This window comes from Bradyrhizobium sp. 14AA (assembly GCF_054185205.1).
The window spans coordinates 168,012-184,868 of record NZ_JAVAYM010000017.1 but is presented as its reverse complement, the minus strand read 5'-3'; the positions used below and the strand labels follow the sequence as shown (position 1 = coordinate 184,868).

The following is a 16,857-nucleotide window of genomic DNA, read 5'->3' as shown; positions in this document are numbered from 1 at the left end:
ATCAGCCATGACGCGCGCGCTCATTCTGGGCGGAACGGCCGATGCGAGCTTGCTCGCTGCGGAGGTCGCGCGCGCAGCTATTGACGCGGTGTATTCCTACGGGGGACGTACCCGCGCGCCTGCCGACCAGCCGCTGCCGACCCGCATCGGCGGCTTCGGCGGCGTGAGCGGATTTGCCGACTATATCCGCCGCGAAGGCATCACGCATGTGATCGACGCGACGCATCCCTTCGCGGCCGAGATGAGCCGCAACGCAGTCGAGGCGTGCGCGGAAACCGGCACGCCGCTGATGGCGCTGGAGCGCTCGCCCTGGGCGAAAACGGCCGGCGACAACTGGATCGAACTTACCGATGTCACCGCTGCGGTTGCCGCGCTGCCCGCGGCGCCCGCAAACGTGTTCCTGGCAATCGGCCGCCAGCACATCGCGCCGTTCGCGGGCAAGCCGCAACATGCTTACACGCTGCGGTTCGTCGACCCGCCCGAAGCGCCGCTGCCATTCCCGGCGGATGTGATCGTATCGCGCGGACCGTTCACGCTTGATGGCGAGCTGGAGATGCTGCGCGCCCGCGGCATCGCCTGGATCGTCGCCCGCAATTCCGGTGGCGACGGCGCGCGCGCCAAGATCGACGCGGCGCGCACGCTTGGCCTGCCCGTGATCATGATCTCGCGGCCGCGACTGCCCGAGAGGCCCCGCGTGGAAAGCGTCGGTGAGGTGATGACATGGCTCGGTCATTCGACCCGCCTCGGTGCATAGACCCAGCGGCCGACGCGGCGCGTCTGCGAATTGCCGACGATGACCAGCGTGCGCATATCGGCCATCTCGGGCCGGGCTTCATTCAGCGTGACGGTCTCGATCTTCTCGTCGGCGGTGCCGACCGCGCGCGCGAAGATCACGAGGCGCTCGCCACAGCCGGCGTCCTTCAGTACCGCGAGTGCGCGGCCAAATCCCTCGGGCCGGCTCGCCGAGCGCGGATTGTACATCGCAATGGCAAAATCGGCTTCCGCAGCGAGCCTCAGCCGCTTCTCGATGACCGCCCACGGCTTGAGATTGTCGGAGAGATTGATCGCGCAAAAATCATGGCCGAGCGGCGCCCCCGCGCGCGCGGCAGCCGCCAGCATTGCTGTGATACCCGGCAACACGCGGATCGGCAGCTCGCGCCATTGCGGCGCCTGTTCGAGCGCCTCGAACACGGCCGAGGCCATCGCGAAGACGCCGGGATCGCCGGAGGAGACGACGACGACCTGCCCGCCTTCAGCTGCAAGCCGCAAAGCCTCGCTCGCGCGTTGCAGCTCTTCGCGATTATCGGAGGGATGCAGCGTGAGACCCGGTCGCGCCGGCACGCGCGCGACATAGGGCGCGTACCCCAAAATGTCGGTGGCGGCCGCAAGAGCAGCGGAGACCTCGGGCGTCACCAGCGCCTCACTGCCGGGGCCAAGGCCTGCGATGGTCAGCGTGCCCGTCATTCGGCGGCGTCCAGCTGCCGGCCCTTGCCGTGCACGAGCACGATCGCAAAGTAAGGACAATCGGCAGCGTCGATCTCGGCGAGCCGCGCCACGCGCTCACCCGGCATGGTGCCGCGCTCGACCAGCCAGGCATCCTCCAGCCGGCCGGCGGATGCGAGCGCGCGGCGCACTTTTGCGAGATTGCGACCGGTCTTCATGACGACGAGCCCGTCGGAATCGCGCATGCGCCGTTCGAGCTCGTCTTCGGCGAGCGTCCCCATCAGCACCGTCGTCACGTCGTCGCCGAGCGCGATCGGCTGTCCCACTCCGTTCCAGCAGCCGACCATGCCGGGAATGCCGGCGATCACCTCGATCTCGACGCGCCCCTGCAAGCGCATGTGGAGATGCATGAAGGAGCCGTAGAAATAGGGATCGCCCTCGCACAGCACGACGACATCGACTGCGCGCGAAAGCCGGGCCAGGCGCTCGGCCCATTCATCGTAGAAACCGGCGAGCAGCTGCACATAGTCCGGGCTGTCGAAAGCGATCTCCGTGGTGACAGGATATTCCATGGGATATTCGGTGACGTCGGAGGCAAGCATGCCCTCGACGATGCGCCGCGCCTGGCCAGGTCGGCCCTTCTTGCGGAAATAGGCGACGTGCTGTGCGGCACGCACCGTTCGGTCCGCCCGCACGCTCATCAGGTCAGGATCGCCGGGGCCGAGACCGCAGCAGATGATGCGTCCCATGGCTATTCGCTCCGGCTCGCCAATGCATTCACGGCGGCGACGGTGATCGCGGAGCCGCCGAGGCGGCCTTCGACCGTCAGCGCAGCGACCTTCGGATCGGCCATCAGCGCGGCCTTGGATTCGGCCGCACCGACGAAGCCGACCGGGCAGCCGATGATCGCCGCGGGCCGCGGGCAGTCCGGATCCTCCAGCATGTTGAGCAGATGAAACAGCGCGGTCGGCGCATTGCCGATCGCAACGATCGCGCCGTCGAGATGAGGCCGCCAAAGCTCCAGCGCCGCCGCCGAACGCGTGTTGCGCATGGCTTGCGCCAGCGCTGGAACGGCCTCGTCGCCGAGGGTGCAGATGACGGCATTGGCTGCGGGAAGCCTTGCGCGCGTAATCCCTTCCGAGACCATGCGCGCGTCGCACAGGATCGGCGCGCCTTTTTGCAGGGCGGCACGCGCAGCGGTCGCCATGCCTGATGTGAAGCGGATATGCGCCTCCAGGCCGACCATGCCGGCCGCATGGATCATCCGCACCACGACCTGCTCCTCGTCCGCCGTGAAGCGGGCAAGATCGGCCTCGGCCCGGATCGTCGCAAAGGACTGCCGGTAGATCGCTGCGCCATCGGTCTCGTAGGTATGCGGCATCAGTGCCCTCCAATCAGGATAGAGGGATCGCTGACGATGTCGGCGCCGTTCAACCCGCGCAGCACCGGCTCGTCTCGGGTCGAGCCGTCGCGGACGAGATCAAATCCGGCGCGGGTCGCAACCAGCGTCACCGCAGCCGTACCGGAATGCGCGCAGCCCTTGGCGCAGCCGGAGACGTGCAGCCGAGCCGCCGCGCCGATGTTCGGCGCAAGCGCGGCGGCGAGCGCACGGGTGTCGGCGTGGGCCTCGCGACAGCGCGGCGCGCCGCTGCAGGCGATGACACGCAGGGCCGGGTCATAGGCCTCAGTGATGAGGCCGGCCGCGGACGGCATCGTCAGTTTGTCTTCGCTCAAGACCATCCGCCACGGCGTCATGCGCAGCGCATGTCCGCAACCGGCGAACTGGTTGAGCGTCGCATGCGGCATCTGCCCGAAGGCAACGCCAACCATCGCGCCCTGCGGGTAAAGGCCGGGACGCGCAGCGGCCATGACCGGCGCGGGTTCGGTCTCGCCCCGCAGCGCCTCGGGCAATTCCGCTCCGGCCGCGAGATGCGCGGCCATGCGCCCTCGCCCGCCCCTGGCGCCGCCCGATGACACGAACCAGTTCGCGAGCGCGAGCGCGGTGGCGACGGCCTCGCCGCGCGCAACCGAACGGGCGAGCCTGGCGCCATCGGCGCGCATCAGCAGTCCGCCGGCACGATCGCGCTCGATCCGAACATCGGCGGAATCGCCGGCGAGCACGCGCGAGCTGCCATCATCGATGGCAAAGCCGAATTTGGTCGGAAGCGCGAGCGTGCAGTTCTCGAGCGCCTCTTCGAGCTCGGCGGCCAGCGCCTGGGTCTCGTCACCCGTGCGCCAAAACGGCGTCACCAGGATGTTGCGCCGGGATTCAGTATCGGCGTCGGGATCGAGCAACGCCAGTTGCGCGAGTCCGTCGAGCAGCAGCCGGTGGCTGCTTTCGCTGACGCCCCTGATCTGGAGATTCGCGCGGCTCGTGACGTCGATCAGGCCATTGCCATGACGTTCGGCCAGATGCGCAAGTCCTGAGACCTGCGCCGCATCGAGCCGTCCGCCGAACGGGCGCACGCGGACCACGAGCCCGTCGCCCGATTGCATCGGGCGCAAGGCGCCGGGACACCAGCCCTTGACCGCGGACGCGCTCATGACGCCTCCCGCAGCGCAGCCGCGATCGAATTGCGACGCGTTCGCCAGAGCGAAGCCTCGTGCAGTCGCGTGAAACAGGTCTCCATCGCAGCGAGCGCCGCCGGATTTTCACGTGCCATGAAGGCGCGGACGTCGGCGTTGCCGAGCGTCGCATCGTAGTAGAGATCGAACAGATGAGGCGGCACGGCGCCGGCGAGATGAGCAAAGGCGGCCATGTGCTCGAGCGTCGCGGTGATCTCGGCGGCCCCGCGAAAACCGTGGCGCATCATGCCTGCGATCCAGGCCGGATTGGCCGCGCGTGCCCGGACGACGCGGGAAATCTCTTCAGTCAGCGAACGCGCATGCGGCTGCTCGGGCTGCGTCGTGTCGAGATGATAAAGCGATGGTCCAGCCGCGCCGAGATGAGCCGCCGCCGCTGCGATACCGGCTTCATGCGCGGCATAGTCGGCGGCGAGCAGAAGATCGGTTTCGGGCAGATCCTGGACGTGAACGAACGCATCGGCAGATGCGAGGCGCTGTTCGATGCCGGCGCGATCGCGCTTGATCTCGCCATCGGCCGAGAACGCCCAGGACGACGCCGACAGCCAGGCTTCGCCGGCCGCCTCGCGGGTCTCGGGCGTGAAGGCATCGGGAATCGCCGAGAGGCCAACGCCGTATTGTCCGGGGCGCGGCGCGAACACGCGGGAAGCGCGGTGGCGATAAGGATTCTCGTCGCCCTCGTCCTCACGGCCTGCGAGCGCTTCGGCGGCCGCTTCGAACAATTGCGCAAGGCCGGCGAAGACGTCGCGGAACAGGCCCGAGACGCGCAGCGTGACGTCGATGCGGGGACGGCCGAGCTCGGCGGGCACGATGATGTCGTAGCCGGTGACGCGGCCGGAGGCGTGATCCCAGCGCGGTGCGAGGCCGGCCAGATGTAGCGCCATCGCGAATTCTTCGCCGGCGGTGCGCATCGTCGCCGAGCCCCAGAGATCGACCACCAGGCCTTTCGGCCAGTCGCCATGATCCTGCAAATGACGACGGAGCAGCTCTTCCGCGAGTTTTATCCCCTGCGCGTGCGCCGACGACGTCGGCACCGCGCGGGGATCGACGGCGAAGAGATTGCGACCCGTGGGTAGCACGTCCTGTCGGCCGCGATAGGGCGAGCCGGATGGTCCCGGTGCAACGCGACGTCCCGCGAGCGCCGCGCGAAGCGCGTCCCGCTCGGCCTCACCGCAGGCGCCGCGGCCGAACACATGGAGGCCGTCGCCGAACTGGCCTTCCTTGAGATCGCAGACGAAGCGATCGATGCGCGGAATCGCTTCGGCCGGCGCGGCCGATGCATCGAGACCGAGATCGTCTTCGAGGCCCGCCGCGCGCGCCTCGTCGCGGATCGCGGCGATCAGGCGCTGGCGGCGGGCGGGGTCGAGACCATCGGCCGTCGAATACTCGTCAAGGAGCTGTTCCAGCCGTCGGAGACCTTCCGGCACGGCAGACGTCGCGAGCGGCGGCGGCAAATGGCCGATGGTGACGGCGCCGATGCGGCGCTTGGCCTGCGCGGCCTCACCGGGATCGTTGACAATGAAGGGATAGATGACGGGCAGATCGCCGATGAGGGCTTCCGGCCAGCAGGCTGACGACAGCGCCACGGATTTTCCGGGCAGCCATTCCAGCGTGCCGTGCGCGCCCATGTGCACGACGGCGTCAACACCCTGCTGCCGGAGCCAGAGATAGAACGCGACATAGGCATGACGCGGCGTGCGGGCGAGATCGTGATAGTCGGAATCGCGCGTGGCCGCGTCGCCGCGCTCCGGCTGGACCGCGATGATCGACTGGCCACACTGGATCGCGGCGAAATGGAACGCACCATCGCGCCAACTCGGATCATCCTCCGGCGCGCCCCAGGCTTGCGCGAGATCATCCTGCAAGACTTGCGGCAGGCGCGAGAGCGCCGCGCGATAATCAACAACACTCCAAGTCAGTTGCTGCTCGAGCAGCGTTTCGCCGAGCGCATGGACCGGCGCGACATCGAAGCCGGCCTCGGCGAGGTCGGGCACCAAGGCTTCGACCGAAGCCAGCGCGTCGAGACCGACCGCGTGCGCGATCTGGTGCGGGCGGCCCGGATAGTTCGAGAGCACGATCGCAACGCGCTTCTCGGCAACCGGCTTCTCCGCGAGCCGCCGCCAGGCCGCAACGCGCGCGGCGACCGCACTCACGCGCTCCTCATCAGGCCTGTGCGCCAGATGCGAAAATTGCAGATCGGGATCGCGCATCCCGGCCGATTTGAAACTCACCACGCCCGCGAACAGGCGCCCGTCGACCTCGGGCAGCACGACATGCATTGCGAGGTCGCCGGGGGACAGGCCGCGGAGCGATTCCGCCCAGTCTTCGCGTCGTGCCGTGGAGAGCGCGACCTGGAACACGGGGCAGGATGCGGCATCAAACGGGGTCGTGCCGTCATCGCCGATCGCCGAGAACGCCGTCGCATTGACGATTGCCGCTGGAGGATTTTGAGCGAGATGGGCTTGCAGCCAATCCGCAATGCCCGGAGCTTTCAACGAGGTGACGAACACACCGTGCGCATCAAAGCCCCTCTCGCGCAGCGCGGCGATCAGGGCATCGACCGGGCCGGTGTCCGCGGCGGTGAGATAGGAGCGATAGAACGTTACGAGTGCGCGCGACTTCCCCTCGCCCGACGTCGGCGCAGCAATGACGCCACGCGCCGGATCGTAATATCCCATCTCGGGCACGGTCGTCTCGCCGACGACCGGGCCGGCATAGAGGCCCGATGCCAGCGCGAGCTGCGCGATCGCCCCTTGTGCCGCAACCGGACCGCCGGTGTCGCACAGCACCTTGAGCCGCCGCAGCGTCGAGACCGGCAGGGTCGAGTAAGCATCCAGCCGCGTGTCGTCGCGACCGTCGGCCGGCAGCACGGCCAGCACGATGTTGCGATCCTTGGCGAGCTGCTGCAGGGCCGCGAGGCCGTAGGGCCAGTAGGACTCACCGCCGATCAGGCGCACAAGAATGCCACGCGCCTGCGAGAGCGTGCATTCGATATAGGTGTCGACCGAGAGCGGGTGACGAAGTTCCGCGAGATTGGCGAGCCGGAGCGACGGCAGGCTGTTGCGGCCGCGCCGCCAGCCGGCCGCGAACGCAGCCAGGTCGGAATCCGAATACGAGAGCACCACGAGATCGGCCGGGTCCTGGCCGATGTCTCTTGGCGTCGCGGTCTCCTCGAGACCGCGGCTCTCGCGGAAGACGACGTGCATCAGATACCAAGTCCTGCCTTGATGGCGGCCTCGTCGATATCGCCGTGCTCGCCGATCACGACGAGCTTTGACTGCCTGTGACCGGCGCCCCAGGGCTTGTCGAACTGGTGGCGCACGCGCTCGCCGACCGCCTGAAGCAGCAGGCGCATCGGCTTGCCCGCGATGGCGATGTAGCCCTTGGCGCGCAGCACGTTCTGCTCGCGCGCCAGACGCTGGACGGAGGCGACCAGCGCATCGACGTCGGCGACCTCAGGAAGATCGATCACGACGGAGGCAAAATCATCATGCTCGTGCTCTTCCTCGCCGTCATGATGCGACGGGCGTGCGGCGAGATCGTTCTCGGCGGCAGCGCCGAGGCCGAGGATGAGGCGCGCATCGATCGCACCGTCGGTGACCGGCAGCATCGGCACGCGCCGCGGCATCTCGGCGGTGATCGCCGCCTTGGCGGCTTCGATGCCGGCGCTCCCCGCAAGATCGGCCTTGGTCAGCAGCACGATGTCGGCGCAGGCGATCTGGTCCTCGAACACTTCCGACAGCGGCGTCTCGTGATCGAGATTCTCGTCCGCCGCGCGCTGCGCTTCGACGGCATCCGGGTCCGGCGCGAAACGGCCGGCCGCAACAGCTTCGGCATCGGCCAGCGCGATCACGCCGTCGACAGTGATGCGCGAGCGAATCTCCGGCCAGTCGAACGCCTTCAGCAGCGGTTTCGGCAGCGCCAGGCCCGAGGTCTCGATCAGGATGTGATCGGGCCTTACCGGCCGCGCCAGCAGTTTTTCCATGGTCGGAATGAAATCGTCGGCCACGGTGCAGCAGATGCAACCATTGGCGAGCTCGACGATGTTCTCCTCGGGGCAATTGGCGTCGGCGCAGGATTTCAGGATCTCGCCATCGACGCCCTCGCTGCCGAACTCGTTGACGAGCACGGCGAGCTTCTTGCCGTCGGCGTTGGCGAGCAGATGCTGGATCAGCGTCGTCTTGCCGGAGCCAAGGAAGCCGGTGACCACCGTGACCGGGACTTTTGCGAGCGAGTTCATTCGGCGGCCTCCGGCACGACGGCAATGGGGGGAATGCGGGCAAGCGACTGCTTGCGGAATATTTCCGGCCGGCTCCGCCAGGGCACGAGGCCGTCAGGCGCGGCCGCATAGGCCGCGGCGCCCGCGACCACGTCGCTCGCATTTGCATCCGAGAGGCGGCCATAGACATAGGACCAGCGGCCGGGCGCGCTCAGCGCGACCGAGCAGCCCTGGTTGCATGCAGACAGGCATTCGACGGGAACCACGCTGACGCCGTCGGGTACGCCGGCATCGAGAATCGCACCGTGCAGGCGCTTGCCGGGTGTCGTCTCGCCCTCGCCAAGCGTCTGGCCGGCACGGCAGGTGATGCAGACGTGAAGTGTGACGGTCATCGCCTCTTCCAGGATAAAAAGCGGGAGGCGATGAGGCACACGGACCCTGACTCGAGAGGCCGTTTCCCCGTCGCGGAACACCCCGTCCGCCGGTCCAAAACTCGTCCGCGCTGGCAGGTCTCCCGGCTTGCGGAGCAGGGTTTTGCCCTTCGATCCCCGCCTTCCCGATCCCGTCAGGGGTCAGTGGCTTCGGGCATCTCTCCGGTCACGGTCGCGGGGGCGGCTGCAGTTTGGACCCAAATCTTGCCGATTCGGACCCTATCGCATTCCCTCTTCGCCTGTCGTAGGACAGGAACCAACGCCGGGCCACCATTTGCCCCCGGCCGCCTCTTGTCAAGCCGAAGGACTGGGTACGATGACGCCTGAACCGGATACCCAAACAGCTGAGGAAACCGACGCCCGGCACGCCCAGAAAATGGCGAAGAAGAAGGCCGCCCGCGACAAGATCATGGCGACCAAGAGCGGCGAAAAGGGCCTCATCATCGTCCACACCGGCGCCGGCAAGGGCAAGTCCTCCTCGGCCTTCGGCATGATCGTCCGCTGCGTCGCCCATGGCTTCCCCTGCGCGGTCGTGCAGTTCATCAAGGGCGCCTGGGACACCGGCGAACGGCGCCTGCTCACCGGCCATTTCGGCGACCTCTGCCAGTTCCACGCCATGGGCGAAGGCTTCACCTGGGAGACGCAGGACCGTGCCCGCGACATCGCCGCGGCGCGCGCCGGCTGGGAGAAGGCCAAGGAGCTGATCCTCGACTCGAACCTGCGCATGGTCGTGCTCGACGAGATCAACATCGCGCTGCGCTACGATTATCTCGACATCGCCGAAGTGGTCGAGTTCCTGACGACGCAAAAGCCTGAGATGACGCATGTCGTGCTCACCGGGCGCAACGCCAAGGACGAGCTGATCCAGATCGCCGACCTCGTCACCGAGATGACGCTGGTGAAACATCCGTTCCGCTCCGGCATCAAGGCACAGGCCGGCGTCGAGTTCTAAGTTCGATGGCACGCGCATTGATGATCCAGGGGGCCGGCTCGGACGTGGGCAAGTCGCTCATCGTCGCGGGCCTCGCGCGCGCCTTCACGCGGCGCGGCCTGCGCGTGCTCCCTTTCAAGCCGCAGAACATGTCGAACAACGCGGCCGTTACCGTCGACGGCGGCGAGATTGGCCGCGCACAGGCGCTGCAGGCGCTGGCCGCCGGCGTCGAGCCGCATACCGACATGAACCCGGTGCTCTTGAAGCCCGAGACCGATGTCGGCGCGCAGGTGATCGTGCAGGGCAAACGCATCGCGACCACGCGTGCGCGCGAATATGCTGCGATGAAGCCGTCGCTGATGGGCGCCGTGCTGGAGAGTTTTGAGCGGCTGAAGGGCCGCGCCGATCTGGTGCTAATCGAAGGCGCCGGCAGTCCGGCCGAGGTGAACCTGCGCAAGGCCGACATCGCCAATATGGGCTTTGCGCGCAAGGCTGACGTGCCCGTGGTGCTGGTCGGCGACATCGACCGCGGCGGCGTCATCGCCCAGCTCGTCGGTATCAAGACGGTGATCGACCCCGACGATGCCGCGATGATCAAGGGCTTTGTCATCAACAAGTTCCGGGGCGATCCCACCCTGTTCGACGACGGCTACAAGCTGATCGAACAGAAAACGGCGTGGCGCGGCCTTGGCGTGCTGCCCTGGTTTGCGCGCGCCGGCGAGTTGCCGGCTGAGGACGCGCTGGGCCTGAGCGATGCCCGCAAGCCCGGCCAGTGCAAGATCGCCTGCCTTGCGCTGTCGCGCATCGCCAATTTCGACGATCTCGATCCGCTCAAGCTCGAGCCTGGCGTGGATCTCGTGATGGTGCGCCCAGGCGAAGCGATCCCCGGTGATGTCCGTCTCGTCATCATCCCCGGCTCGAAATCCACCCGCGGCGACCTCGCCTTCCTGCGCGCGCAGGGCTGGGACATCGATCTGCTCGCGCATCACCGCCGGGGTGGCCATGTGCTCGGCCTCTGTGGCGGCTACCAGATGCTTGGCCGCAGCGTCGCCGATCCCGATGGCATCGAAGGCCCCGCCGGCGACACGCCGGGGCTCGGTCTCCTGGATGTGGAAACGGTGATGAGCCCGCAGAAGACGCTGACGCGCGTCGCGGCCGTGCATGCTGGCACGGAGCAGCCGATCGAGGCCTACGAAATCCACATCGGCCGCACTGATGGGCCCGATCGCACTCGCCCCTTCGCAAAGCTGAACGGCGAGCCGGAAGGCGCAATCGCGCGCGATGGCCGCGTGCAGGGCAGCTATCTGCACGGCCTGTTCACGTCGGATGATTTCCGCAAGGCGTTCTTGGCGAAGCTCGACATCCCCGCCGGCGACGAGCCCTATCACGCCCGGGTCGAAAGCGCGCTCGACGCGCTCGCCGATCACATCGAACAGCATCTCGATGTCGAAGGCCTGCTCGCGCTAGCGCGCTAGCACCCCGGCCAAGCGCGTCCATTCGGCTTCGCTGCCGGGAAGGCCGAGCCGCAGCCAGGTCGGCTCTTTCGCGAACACGCGCGACCAGATGTGGCCGCGCGCCAGCTTCTCCTGCGCGGCAAGCGCATCGCGCGTCTCATAGAGACGAAACAACGATGTGCCGCCGATGAGCCGCCAGTCTTGCCCTCGTGCCATCTCGTCGAGGCGAACGCAGTCGCGCGCCAGCCGCACTGACGTGGCCTCGGCCCAGGCATTGTCACGCAATGCGCGGCAGCCGATTGCGATTGCCGCGCCCGAGACCGGCCATGGACCCGACACCGCCGCGAACCTGGCGATGTCGGCCGCATTGCCGATTGCGAACCCAAGCCGCAGCCCCGCAAGGCCATAGAATTTTCCGAACGAGCGCAGGATCAGCAGTCCCGGCCTGTCCGCCTCAGGCGCAAGCGATAGCTTTGGTACGGCGTCGGCAAAGCTCTCGTCGATGACGAGTCGGCCGACGCGCGGCAGTAGCGCCAGCAAATCGTTTGGCGCAAAACTCCGGCCATCGGGATTGTTGGGATTGACGACGACAGCGAGATCCGCGCCCGCGAGCGCGTCGAGTTCCCCGGCCTCCTGGACATCCCAGCCCGCAGCCGAGAGGACGCCTGCATATTCATTGTAGGTTGGCGCGAGGATGCGCGCGCGGCCGGGCGGCGCCAGTTGCGGCAGCAATTGAATGGCGGCCTGCGCGCCGCCCATCGCGACGATCGCAGCGTTCGTGCGGTAGGCGTGCTGCGCGGCCCTGTGCAGCGTCTCGATCTCGGCACGCGACGGCAGCGCGCTCCAGGCGCGCGCGCTCACCTCGCCGACCGGATAAGGCAGCCGGCTGATCCCGGTCGACAGATCGATCCAGTCCTCCGCGCGCCCACCAAAACGCTGCTGGGCCAGATCGAGATTTCCACCGTGCTCGCGCATGCCCTGTTCTTTCACGCGAAGGCCAGGATCGCAAGCACGCCGGCGAGCAGCAGCATGGCGCGGCGGTAGACCGTCAATCCCTCACCGATGTCGGCGGCGATCGGATCGCGCGCGCCTTCGTTGAGCCAGGGCTCGTTCGTGACGCTGCCGTGATAGATGCGGGGGCCGCTGAACCGCACGCCGAGCGCACCGGCCATCGCCGCTTCCGGCCAGCCGGCATTGGGCGAACGGTGGCGGCGCGCATCGCGCGTCATGCACGACAGCGCCTCGGATCGCCTTGGTGCGAGCAGCACGAACAGAAATCCGGTCAGGCGCGCTGGGATGAAGTTGGCGACGTCGTCGATGCGCGCCGCGGCCCAGCCGAAGGCCTCGTGCCGCTCGCTGCGATGACCGATCATGGAGTCCAGCGTGTTGATCGCCTTGTAGCCCAAGATGCCGGGCAGGCCGAACAGCGCGCCCCAGAACACGGGCGCCACGATGCCGTCGGAGGCGTTTTCGGCGAGGCTCTCGATCGCCGCGCGCGCGATGCCGGCTTCATCGAGTGCCGCCGGATCGCGCCCGACGATGCGCGACACCGCATCGCGCGCACCGGTGACGTCGGCGGCCAGCAAGGGGCCAGCAACGGCAGCCACATGGTCGTGCAACGAGCGCAAGGCAACCAACGGCCAGGCCAGAACACCGACCAGTACGATCTGAATCAAGCCTGAGGGAAGCAAGGATTGAATCGCCCAGCCGAGCGCAACGGAGAGCGCGATCACCAGAAGCGCGCCGGCAATGCCCGCAACGCGGCGAAGAGCCGGCGGATCGGAGGCGCGATTCCAGCCGGCGTCAACGGCGGCGATCAGCCAGCCCAACCAGGTGACGGGATGGCCGATCCGCGCGAACAGCCACGACGGCCAGCCCAGGAGGGCATCCACCGCCATCGCCACCACCATCGCGCCCGCAAAACCCACACCAGCCTCCTGTCCCGCTCCTGTTGCGCAAAGCGAAGGCGGAGCGCAAGCCCCTCGCCGCCTGATTTCGGCTTTGTCTTTGGCCGCGATTGGTGGTTAGTCAGGTCCACAGGAGACCTTCATGGCCGTCATCTTGATCACGGGCGGAGCGCGATCGGGCAAGAGCAAGCGTGCGGAAATGCGCACGCGCGCCTTTCCCGGACAGCCCGTCTATGTCGCGACGGCCGAGGCGCTCGATGCCGAAATGGATGAGCGCATCGCCAGGCATCGTGCGCGCCGCGGAACCGACTGGATCGAGCGCGAGGTGCCGCTCGATCTCGTGCCCGCACTGGTCGCAACAGATGGCGGCGGCGCAAGGCTGGTAGACTGCCTGACGCTGTGGCTCTCCAACCTGATGCATGGCGCGCGCGACTGGGAGCGCGAAGTGACCGAGCTCGCCGGCGCGCTGCCCCGCCTCAAGAGCCCCGTCGTCTTCGTCACCAACGAAGTCGGCCTCGGCATCGTGCCCGACAATGCGCTGGCGCGCAGCTTTCGCGACGCCGCCGGGATCATGAACCAGATGATCGCAACCGTTGCCGACGAGGTCGAGTTCGTGGTCGCCGGCTTGCCGATGAAACTGAAATGATACCGCGCGCCGAATTTTTCAAAGACGTCATTGCCGATCTCAGGATGGCGGCGTCGTTCGTGACGATCCTCCCGGTCGCATCGTCGAAGCCCGCGGACGACGGCGCCGTCGCGCGCGCGACCTGGGCCCTTCCCGTCGCTGGACTGCTGGTCGGCCTTGCCGGCGCGTTGGTCTATAAGATCGCCATTCGGTTCGGACTGACGTCGAACCTTGCCGCCCTGCTCGCGCTGACTGCGACCGCCCTCATCACCGGCGCGCTGCACGAGGACGGGCTTGCCGATACCGCCGATGGGCTCGGCGGCGGCCGGACACGTGAGCGCAAGCTCGAGATCATGCGCGACAGCCGGATCGGCACTTACGGCGTCTGCGCGCTGATCCTGTCGTTCGGCCTGCGCTGGAGCGCACTTGCGGCGATCGCCGATCCGTCCCTGGTGGCATTTGCACTGCTGTCCGCGCACGCCGCCGCCCGCGCGGGCGTGCCGGCCTTCATGTCCCTGGTGCCGCCAGCGCGGCCTGACGGGCTGTCGGCGAGCGCGGGATCGCCGCCAGGCCGCAGCGTCGCCATCGCCTTCGCTCTTGGAACGCTCGCGCTCGCTCTCGCGTTAGGGCCCGGCAAGGCGCTGGTCGGCCTGATCCTGCTGTCGCTCGCCGGCCTGTTGCTGGCGCGGCTTGCCGTGCGCCAGATCGGCGGGCAGACCGGCGACATCCTCGGTGCCTTCGAGCAGATCGGCGAGATCCTGATCCTGCTGGTCGCCGCGGCCTTTCAGATGGGACGCTGACCTCATGGTCGAGTTCGACGACACCTTCCGCCGGCACCTGCGCGAACTGTTCGTGTGGCGCCGCGACGTCCGCCGCTTTCGAACTGACCCGCTGCCGGACGGTGCCATCGATCGCCTGATCGAGACCGCCTGTCTCTCGCCCTCGGTCGGCCTGAGCCAACCCTGGCGCTTCGTCACCGTCGATGATGCTGCACGACGTCGCGCCATCATCGACGATTTCACGGCGTGCAACGCCGATGCGCTGAACTGCTATTCCGGCGACCGCGCGGCGCGCTATGCCACGCTGAAACTGTCCGGCCTCGAACAAGCGCCCGGCCACCTCGCCGTGTTCGCGGACAAGGCCAGCGACATCGGTCACGGCCTCGGCCGCGCGACCATGCCGGAGACGACGGAATATTCCGTGGTGGCCGCGATCACCGCGATGTGGCTCGCTGCACGCGCCGAGAGCATCGGCATCGGCTGGGTCTCGATCCTCCATCCGGATCGGATCCACGCCATTCTCGACGTGCCTGATACCTGGAAGTTCATCGCCTATCTCTGCATCGGCTATCCGGAAGTCGAATGCGAACAGCCGGAGCTCGAGCAGAAGAAATGGGAGCACCGGCGTGGTGCGGCGGAGTTCACGTTGCGACGTTAGCCCCAAGCTCGTCATCCTCCGTCATTGCGAGCGCAGCGAAGCGATCCAGAAACTTGCCGCGGAAAGCCTCTGGATTGCTTCGTCGCAAGGGCTCCTCGCAATGACGACGGGGAGAAAGCAGCTCGCCGCTACGACTTGCTCTTGCCGGCAATGGCCGCCACGGGCGCGGGGTTTTCCTGCTTCTGGAACATCAGCAGCGGCCGAAGGGTGACGCGGCCATAGGCCTCGTAGTGGTGCTGGGTCGAGACGGCCATCTTCAGCGGCGTCGCGTAGTTCGCCTCGAACGTCATGAACGACGCGTAGGTCCAGGAGAAGCCGATACCGACCGAGGTCATTTCGGTGACCCCGGGGAACGTCGAATACACCGCACCCCAATCGGTGAAAATGTAGGTGTCAAAGCCCCTGAGCCATTGCGACCAGTTGTAGTGCAGCTCGGCGTTGAAATAATAGCCGCTGTCGCCGGACGCCGCGTTGGAGGGATAGCCACGCACGGTGGTCGGACCGCCGATCGAGAAGATCTGGTCGCCCGGCAGAAGTTTCTCCTGCGTGTACTGCCAGCTCGCCAGCACGTTGGTGCTGAAATTCGCCGGCCCCGCGGCGCTGGTCGCGATCAACGAGCCGGTAAAGGTGTTGAACGCGCGGTTGTTGCCGAGCACGTGATCCTGCCAGGCGATGTAATTCACCGCCGGTGAGACCGTGATCGAATAAGTGTTGCCGGAATTGGTCACCGAGACGCCGGCGGTGGCCTTGTCGTAGTGGTCGTTGGTCACGTCGACCGTGGCGAAGCGGCTCACCGTCTTGCCCTCGGTCTCGGCGGCGTTGAGCAGCACCAGCCAGTTCTGGGTCACCCAGACCGGCTGGCTGAAATTGACCGCGGCCTGGCTCGAGCGACCGGTGACGTCGAGCGCGACGAACGGCCCCTGGATGATCTTGATCTTGCCTTCGGTATAGCTGACGCCGACGCGGCCGCCCCAGGGATTGACCGGAATGCTGTAGGCGACGTTGCCGTTGAGATTGCCGTCGGAGCGAACGCCGTAGAAGGTCAGGCGGTCGTCGACGCCGAACAGGCCGTGGCGCTTGTAGAACGCCCCACCCTCCCAGCGCCCGGTGTTCTCGGCGCCCTGGTTGTCGGTGAAGAGCTGCAAGGTGTCGATCGGCGGCTCGATCACCGCGAACTGGAGGTCGGTCAGGCCGAAGCTCGTGCCGGGCTGGAGCAGCGCCTTGATCTGCACGTCGTTGGTCCGGTTGAACCAGGTCACGTCGCGATTGAGCTTGGGAACGTCGAGGACCTCGCCTTCGGGCTCCCTAACGCGGTCGAGAATGTAGTCGGTGCGGGTCTGCTTGTTGCCCTCGATGGTCGTCTTCTGCAGCCGACCTTCAGTCAGCTTGATCCTGACCACCCCACCCTTGGCATCCTGCTCGGGCAGCGTTGCAATGCCCGTGACGATGCCGCGCTCGGTGTAGATGGCGTTGATGTCGGCGACGAGCTGCAACAGCGAGGCAATGTCGACGTTCTTGCCGATGTATTTTTTGGCGATCTCGTCGAGCTCGGCCGGCGTGATGAATTTGGACTGGTCGAACTCGACCTTGCGCAGGCGGAATTTCGGACCGCCCGGCTTCAGAAGCTGGGATTTCTCCCGCTCACCGCCAATCACCGCCGGACCGTTGAGTTTTGGCGGCGCGCTCTGCTGCTCGAGCTGGCGGCGCTGCCGGTCGACATCGTTCTGGATCACGCCGGGATTGATCGACTGGGCACGTGCGGATGCGATGCAGCAAGCTGCAAATCCGACCCCCAATGCTACCCCCAGAACGCGCATCCCGAATCCC

16 protein-coding genes and 1 riboswitch are annotated in these 16,857 nt (G+C 67.1%); of the genes, 6 read left to right on the top strand and 10 right to left on the bottom strand.

The window, feature by feature from the left end:
• Nucleotides 1-7 precede the first annotated feature (7 nt).
• A complete protein-coding gene (locus RAD15_RS27685) occupies nucleotides 8-754 on the top strand; it encodes a cobalt-precorrin-6A reductase (RefSeq protein WP_458181384.1) in 747 nt (248 codons plus the stop codon).
• Here RAD15_RS27685 and cobJ read toward each other — a convergent pair.
• Genes cobJ through RAD15_RS27650 form a run of 7 tightly spaced genes read right to left on the bottom strand, consistent with a single transcriptional unit; the run spans nucleotide 730 to nucleotide 8,637 of the window.
• Complete coding sequence (gene cobJ / locus RAD15_RS27680; RefSeq protein ID WP_458181383.1) at nucleotides 730-1,464, bottom strand: precorrin-3B C(17)-methyltransferase; 735 nt, start codon at nucleotides 1,462-1,464, stop codon at nucleotides 730-732. The genes RAD15_RS27685 and cobJ overlap by 25 nt on opposite strands.
• On the bottom strand, nucleotides 1,461-2,192 hold the full coding sequence (locus RAD15_RS27675) for a precorrin-2 C(20)-methyltransferase (protein WP_458181382.1): 732 nt from the start codon (nucleotides 2,190-2,192) through the stop codon (nucleotides 1,461-1,463). Before RAD15_RS27675 ends, cobJ begins: the two co-directional genes overlap by 4 nt.
• A 2-nt stretch (nucleotides 2,193-2,194) precedes the next feature.
• Nucleotides 2,195-2,824: a precorrin-8X methylmutase gene (locus tag RAD15_RS27670; protein WP_458181381.1), complete on the bottom strand. Its 630-nt coding sequence runs from the start codon at nucleotides 2,822-2,824 to the stop codon at nucleotides 2,195-2,197.
• Nucleotides 2,824-3,987 (bottom strand): precorrin-3B synthase, encoded by a 1,164-nt coding sequence (gene cobG / locus RAD15_RS27665; protein WP_458181380.1) that lies wholly within the window; start codon nucleotides 3,985-3,987, stop codon nucleotides 2,824-2,826. Before cobG ends, RAD15_RS27670 begins: the two co-directional genes overlap by 1 nt.
• Nucleotides 3,984-7,232 (bottom strand): cobaltochelatase subunit CobN, encoded by a 3,249-nt coding sequence (gene cobN, locus RAD15_RS27660; protein WP_458181379.1) that lies wholly within the window; start codon nucleotides 7,230-7,232, stop codon nucleotides 3,984-3,986. The genes cobG and cobN overlap by 4 nt, the downstream gene beginning before the upstream one ends.
• Nucleotides 7,232-8,266, bottom strand: a complete 1,035-nt coding sequence (cobW, locus tag RAD15_RS27655; protein ID WP_458181378.1) for a cobalamin biosynthesis protein CobW — start codon at nucleotides 8,264-8,266, stop codon at nucleotides 7,232-7,234. Before cobW ends, cobN begins: the two co-directional genes overlap by 1 nt.
• Nucleotides 8,263-8,637, bottom strand: coding sequence for a DUF1636 family protein (locus RAD15_RS27650; protein ID WP_458181377.1), 375 nt, complete (start codon nucleotides 8,635-8,637; stop codon nucleotides 8,263-8,265). The genes cobW and RAD15_RS27650 overlap by 4 nt, the downstream gene beginning before the upstream one ends.
• Nucleotides 8,638-8,732: 95 nt before the next feature.
• A riboswitch (cobalamin riboswitch) is annotated at nucleotides 8,733-8,952 on the bottom strand.
• Nucleotides 8,953-8,992: 40 nt separating this feature from the next.
• Here RAD15_RS27650 and cobO point away from each other — a divergent pair.
• Together cobO and RAD15_RS27640 are read left to right on the top strand one after the other, a co-directional pair.
• A complete protein-coding gene (gene cobO, locus RAD15_RS27645) occupies nucleotides 8,993-9,628 on the top strand; it encodes a cob(I)yrinic acid a,c-diamide adenosyltransferase (protein WP_458181376.1) in 636 nt (211 codons plus the stop codon).
• Between the two features lie 5 nt (nucleotides 9,629-9,633).
• Entirely contained in the window at nucleotides 9,634-11,082 is a 1,449-nt protein-coding gene (locus RAD15_RS27640) for a cobyric acid synthase (RefSeq protein ID WP_458181375.1), read from the top strand.
• Here the strand turns inward: RAD15_RS27640 and cobD are convergent.
• On the bottom strand, nucleotides 11,071-12,036 hold the full coding sequence (gene cobD / locus RAD15_RS27635) for a threonine-phosphate decarboxylase CobD (RefSeq protein ID WP_458181374.1): 966 nt from the start codon (nucleotides 12,034-12,036) through the stop codon (nucleotides 11,071-11,073). The two genes, RAD15_RS27640 and cobD, sit on opposite strands and share 12 nt — an antisense overlap.
• Nucleotides 12,037-12,047: 11 nt before the next feature.
• Nucleotides 12,048-12,989 (bottom strand): adenosylcobinamide-phosphate synthase CbiB, encoded by a 942-nt coding sequence (gene cbiB, locus RAD15_RS27630; RefSeq protein ID WP_458181373.1) that lies wholly within the window; start codon nucleotides 12,987-12,989, stop codon nucleotides 12,048-12,050.
• 121 nt (nucleotides 12,990-13,110) lie between these two features.
• Between cbiB and cobU the strand changes: the two genes are divergently transcribed.
• The 3 genes from cobU to bluB are packed head-to-tail and all read left to right on the top strand — an operon-like array spanning nucleotide 13,111 to nucleotide 15,030.
• Nucleotides 13,111-13,614 carry a bifunctional adenosylcobinamide kinase/adenosylcobinamide-phosphate guanylyltransferase gene (gene cobU / locus RAD15_RS27625; protein ID WP_458181372.1) on the top strand — a complete coding sequence of 168 codons (504 nt, stop codon included), beginning with the start codon at nucleotides 13,111-13,113 and terminating at the stop codon, nucleotides 13,612-13,614.
• On the top strand, nucleotides 13,611-14,393 hold the full coding sequence (gene cobS, locus RAD15_RS27620) for an adenosylcobinamide-GDP ribazoletransferase (RefSeq protein ID WP_458181371.1): 783 nt from the start codon (nucleotides 13,611-13,613) through the stop codon (nucleotides 14,391-14,393). Before cobU ends, cobS begins: the two co-directional genes overlap by 4 nt.
• 4 nt (nucleotides 14,394-14,397) lie before the next feature.
• Nucleotides 14,398-15,030 carry a 5,6-dimethylbenzimidazole synthase gene (gene bluB / locus RAD15_RS27615; protein ID WP_458181370.1) on the top strand — a complete coding sequence of 211 codons (633 nt, stop codon included), beginning with the start codon at nucleotides 14,398-14,400 and terminating at the stop codon, nucleotides 15,028-15,030.
• Nucleotides 15,031-15,158: 128 nt separating this feature from the next.
• Here bluB and RAD15_RS27610 read toward each other — a convergent pair whose 3' ends face one another.
• Nucleotides 15,159-16,847: a ShlB/FhaC/HecB family hemolysin secretion/activation protein gene (locus RAD15_RS27610; protein WP_458181369.1), complete on the bottom strand. Its 1,689-nt coding sequence runs from the start codon at nucleotides 16,845-16,847 to the stop codon at nucleotides 15,159-15,161.
• Nucleotides 16,848-16,857 lie beyond the last annotated feature (10 nt).

Coding starts and splice junctions, on each gene's coding strand:
- RAD15_RS27685 (WP_458181384.1), top strand. CDS start 8: ATGACGCGCGCGCTCATTCTGGGCGGAACGGCCGATGCGAGCTTGCTC.
- cobJ (WP_458181383.1), bottom strand. CDS start 1,464: ATGACGGGCACGCTGACCATCGCAGGCCTTGGCCCCGGCAGTGAGGCG.
- RAD15_RS27675 (WP_458181382.1), bottom strand. CDS start 2,192: ATGGGACGCATCATCTGCTGCGGTCTCGGCCCCGGCGATCCTGACCTG.
- RAD15_RS27670 (WP_458181381.1), bottom strand. CDS start 2,824: ATGCCGCATACCTACGAGACCGATGGCGCAGCGATCTACCGGCAGTCC.
- cobG (WP_458181380.1), bottom strand. CDS start 3,987: ATGAGCGCGTCCGCGGTCAAGGGCTGGTGTCCCGGCGCCTTGCGCCCG.
- cobN (WP_458181379.1), bottom strand. CDS start 7,232: ATGCACGTCGTCTTCCGCGAGAGCCGCGGTCTCGAGGAGACCGCGACG.
- cobW (WP_458181378.1), bottom strand. CDS start 8,266: ATGAACTCGCTCGCAAAAGTCCCGGTCACGGTGGTCACCGGCTTCCTT.
- RAD15_RS27650 (WP_458181377.1), bottom strand. CDS start 8,637: ATGACCGTCACACTTCACGTCTGCATCACCTGCCGTGCCGGCCAGACG.
- cobO (WP_458181376.1), top strand. CDS start 8,993: ATGACGCCTGAACCGGATACCCAAACAGCTGAGGAAACCGACGCCCGG.
- RAD15_RS27640 (WP_458181375.1), top strand. CDS start 9,634: ATGGCACGCGCATTGATGATCCAGGGGGCCGGCTCGGACGTGGGCAAG.
- cobD (WP_458181374.1), bottom strand. CDS start 12,036: ATGCGCGAGCACGGTGGAAATCTCGATCTGGCCCAGCAGCGTTTTGGT.
- cobU (WP_458181372.1), top strand. CDS start 13,111: ATGGCCGTCATCTTGATCACGGGCGGAGCGCGATCGGGCAAGAGCAAG.
- cobS (WP_458181371.1), top strand. CDS start 13,611: ATGATACCGCGCGCCGAATTTTTCAAAGACGTCATTGCCGATCTCAGG.
- bluB (WP_458181370.1), top strand. CDS start 14,398: ATGGTCGAGTTCGACGACACCTTCCGCCGGCACCTGCGCGAACTGTTC.
- RAD15_RS27610 (WP_458181369.1), bottom strand. CDS start 16,847: ATGCGCGTTCTGGGGGTAGCATTGGGGGTCGGATTTGCAGCTTGCTGC.